The sequence below is a fragment of the uncultured Maritalea sp. genome (assembly GCF_937139385.1).
GTDB classification, from domain to species: domain Bacteria; phylum Pseudomonadota; class Alphaproteobacteria; order Rhizobiales; family Devosiaceae; genus Maritalea; species Maritalea porphyrae_A.
The window spans coordinates 1-3,800 of sequence record NZ_CAKZPW010000238.1 but is presented as its reverse complement, the minus strand read 5'-3'; the positions used below and the strand labels follow the sequence as shown (position 1 = coordinate 3,800).

General features: G+C 50.7%; 3 protein-coding genes and 1 pseudogene. All 4 read left to right on the top strand.

Annotation, left to right across the window (positions count from 1 at the left end; translation table 11 throughout):
* Window positions 1-454, top strand: a 454-nt coding sequence (locus Q0231_RS10035; RefSeq protein ID WP_299347537.1) for an NADH-ubiquinone oxidoreductase-F iron-sulfur binding region domain-containing protein, incomplete at its 5' end; no start/stop codon positions are given.
* A gap of 10 nt (window positions 455-464) precedes the next feature.
* A complete protein-coding gene (gene nuoG, locus Q0231_RS10030) occupies window positions 465-2,561 on the top strand; it encodes an NADH-quinone oxidoreductase subunit NuoG (RefSeq protein WP_299347535.1) in 2,097 nt (698 codons plus the stop codon).
* A 52-nt stretch (window positions 2,562-2,613) separates the two neighbouring features.
* Entirely contained in the window at window positions 2,614-3,666 is a 1,053-nt protein-coding gene (gene nuoH, locus Q0231_RS10025; RefSeq protein WP_299347539.1) for an NADH-quinone oxidoreductase subunit NuoH, read from the top strand.
* A gap of 12 nt (window positions 3,667-3,678) precedes the next feature.
* Window positions 3,679-3,800 (top strand): annotated as a pseudogene (locus tag Q0231_RS10020) (NADH-quinone oxidoreductase subunit I); the annotation flags it as partial.

Here is a 3,800-nt window from a genome sequence, read left to right as displayed (position 1 = left end):
TGGCGGTTCATCCGTTCCTTGTGTGCCGGGCGACAAGATGCGTGATGCAATCATGGATTTTGACGGGCTTCGTGAAGTTGGATCTTCGCTTGGTACGGCTGCCGTGATCGTTATGGACAAGTCCACGGACATCATCAAAGCCATTGCGCGCCTTTCAGCATTTTACAAACACGAAAGCTGCGGGCAATGCACGCCTTGTCGTGAAGGTACGGGCTGGATGAACCGTGTGATGGAACGCATGGTACGCGGCGAAGCGCAAAAGCGTGAGATCGACATGCTGTTTGAAGTTACCAAGCAAGTTGAAGGTCATACGATCTGCGCGCTTGGCGATGCGGCGGCTTGGCCGATCCAAGGTCTTATCAAAAACTTCCGCCCTGTAATTGAAGAGCGGATTGATCAATACACCCACAATGCCAAAGCGGATGGTGCTGTTCCATCCATCGCAGCGGAATAGGGCGGCAAGTATGGCCAATATTAAAGTAGACGGACAGGAAATCGAAGTCCCCGACCACTACACGCTAATGCAGGCGTGTGAGGAAGCGGGCGCAGAGGTTCCTCGTTTTTGTTATCACGAGCGGCTTTCTGTGGCAGGTAACTGTCGCATGTGCCTTGTTGAAGTGAAGGGTGGGCCGCCAAAGCCTGCTGCTTCTTGCGCCATGAGCGTGCGCGATTTGCGCCCTGGGCCGAACGGTGAAGCACCTGAAGTGTTCACCAATACGCCAATGGTTAAAAAAGCACGTGAAGGAGTGATGGAATTCCTTCTGATCAACCACCCGCTTGATTGCCCAATTTGTGACCAAGCTGGCGAGTGTGATCTGCAAGATCAGGCCATGGCTTATGGAGTGGACAATTCGCGCTACCAAGAAAACAAGCGCGCGGTTGAAGATAAGTATATCGGTCCGTTGGTGAAAACCATCATGACCCGTTGTATTCACTGCACACGTTGCGTGCGCTTTACAACCGAAGTGGCGGGCATTTCTGAACTTGGTCTAATTGGTCGCGGCGAAGATGCTGAGATCACCACCTATCTTGAACAGGCAATGACGTCTGAACTTCAAGGCAATGTGATTGACCTTTGCCCTGTTGGTGCTTTGACCTCTAAACCTTACGAATTTACGGCCCGTCCTTGGGAATTGAATAAGACCGAAAGCATCGACGTGATGGACGCTGTTGGTTCAAACATTCGTGTTGATAGCCGTGGTCGCGAAGTCATGCGGATTATGCCTCGGATCAACGAAGCGGTGAACGAAGAGTGGATTTCCGATAAGTCACGTTTCATTTGGGATGGTTTGAAATCACAGCGCTTGGATAAGCCGTACGTCAAGAAAGGTCGCAAGCTGCAAGCTGCGAGCTGGAACGATGCGTTTGCAGCGATTGCTCGTGCTGTTAAGAAAACCTCTGCTGATAAGATTGCTGCAATCGCTGGCGATCTCGCAGGCGTTGAGGAAATGTTTGCGCTCAAAGGCATCATGAGCCAATTGGGTGCCCCAAGTCTTGATTGCCGCCCTGCGGGGTCAGTGCTCAATCCTTCAAATGGTCGCGCAAGCTATATCTTCAACCCCGGCATTGCTGGCATTGAAGATGCAGACGCGATTTTGATCGTTGGATCGAACACGCGTAAAGAAGCAGCCATTTTGAATGCGCGGATACGCAAAGCTTGGCGCGCCACTGGCATGCCGATCGGTGTGATTGGTGAGCAAGCAGATCTCAAGTTTGACTATGAATATCTAGGTGCGGGCACAGAAAGCCTTGCAGCTGTGGCTGCGGGTGATGTGAAATTCGCGAAATCACTGGCTAAAGCAGAGCGTCCGTTGATTATTGTGGGCGAGGGGGCTTTGACCGGACCTGCTGCAAAAGATGTTTTGGGCTTGGCCTCAACCATTGCCAAAGATAGCGGCGCGTTGAGTGCGGACTGGAATGGCTTTGCTGTTTTGCACAATGCTGCAGCGCGGGTTGGCGGTTTGGATGTTGGATTTGTACCAGCTAAGGGCGGTCTTGACCGTGCGGGCATGGACAAAGCTGCGGCGAAAGGCGAATTGGACGTTGTGTTCTTGCTCGGTGCCGACAATATTGACGCTGAAGCTTATAAAGACGCTTTTGTTGTCTATATCGGTTCACACGGCGATGTTGGCGCACATGCAGCGGACGTGATTTTGCCGGGTGTGACATATACCGAGAAGAACGCAACTTACGTCAACACCGCTGGTTTGGTGCAACGTGCATCGCGCGCTGTGTTTGGTCCTGGTGAAGCTAAAGAAGACTGGGCGATCCTTCGGGCATTGTCTGCTCATCTTGGCGCGCCACTGCCTTACGACAATTTGCATCAGTTGCGTTCTGAGTTGATTGCGCAATATCCGCATTTTGCGGACATTGATGCACCAGCACAAGAAGACGGCAAAGCAATTGAGAAACTGGCGAAAGTGCCTGCCAAAATCAAATCTGCAGCGCTTAACACCCCAATCAATGATTTTTACCTCACCAACCCAATTGCGCGGGCCTCAGCTGTTATGGCCGAGTGTTCGCAATTGGCAGCTGGTGGCATAAACGAGGCGGCGGAGTAAGATTATGTGGGACTGGATACTCCTAGCATTGGATTATTTGCTCGGCGTGCCGATGTTTGGTTGGGGCACAATGGTTGGCTTTGTTTACAAAGCTTTGTTGTTGCTTGTCGTGCTGTTGATTTTCGTTGCTTACTTCTTGTTGGCTGACCGAAAAATTTGGGCAGCAGTTCAAATTCGGCGCGGACCCAACGTGGTTGGCGCATTTGGTTTGCTGCAAAGCTTTGCCGATTTGCTCAAATTTGTGTTCAAAGAGCCGGTAATTCCCGCTGGTGCAGACAAAGTGCTATTTTTGATGGCACCTTTAATCACTGTGCTGGTTGCTTTGGCGGCATGGGTGGTTATTCCGCTTGATGAAGGTTGGGCATTGGCCGACTTGAACGTTGGTGTGCTTTACGTTTTGGCGATTTCGTCGCTTGGCGTTTATGGCGTGATTTTGGGTGGTTGGGCTTCGAATTCAAAATATCCATTCTTGGGCGCTCTTCGTTCTGCGGCGCAAATGGTTTCTTATGAAGTCTCGCTAGGCTTTGTGATCATCACCGTTCTATTGTGCGTTGGTTCATTGAACCTAACCGACATTGTGGTGGCACAACGTGATATGGGCTTGGCGCATATGCTGGGCATACCCTGGGCGTCGTTCCTGAATTGGTTCTGGATCCCATTGTTCCCAATGTTCGTGATCTTCTTCATCTCGGCATTGGCCGAAACAAACCGTCCTCCATTTGATTTGCCAGAGGCTGAATCTGAACTGGTTGCCGGTTTCATGGTTGAATATGGCTCCACCCCTTACATGATGTTCATGTTGGGTGAATATGTGGCCATCGTTTTGATGTGCGCAATGACGACGATCCTGTTCATGGGTGGCTGGTTGCCCCCACTGGACATTGCCCCATTCACGTGGGTTCCGGGTCTTGTGTGGTTCATCATCAAGACTTGCATGGTGTTCTTCATGTTTGCGATGGTGAAAGCCATCGTACCGCGTTATCGCCATGACCAATTGATGCGTTTGGGCTGGAAAGTATTCCTGCCGATTTCCATCGTAATGATTTTTGCCGTTGCATTTGTCCTTCAGCTTACGGGCTGGGGTTGGCATGGCGGCGTGGCATAAGGGGAAACAATAATGCGAGCCATACAGTTTCTCAATTCGCTATTGCTCAAAGAGTTCGTTTCGACATTCTTTTTGGCGATGCGCTATTTCTTTAAACCAAAACCAACGATCAACTATCCGTTTGAAAAAGGATA

Excerpts from the sequence above, each read along its gene's own strand:
- nuoG (WP_299347535.1), top strand. The coding sequence starts at position 465 with ATGGCCAATATTAAAGTAGACGGACAGGAAATCGAAGTCCCCGACCAC.
- nuoH (WP_299347539.1), top strand. The coding sequence starts at position 2,614 with ATGTTTGGTTGGGGCACAATGGTTGGCTTTGTTTACAAAGCTTTGTTG.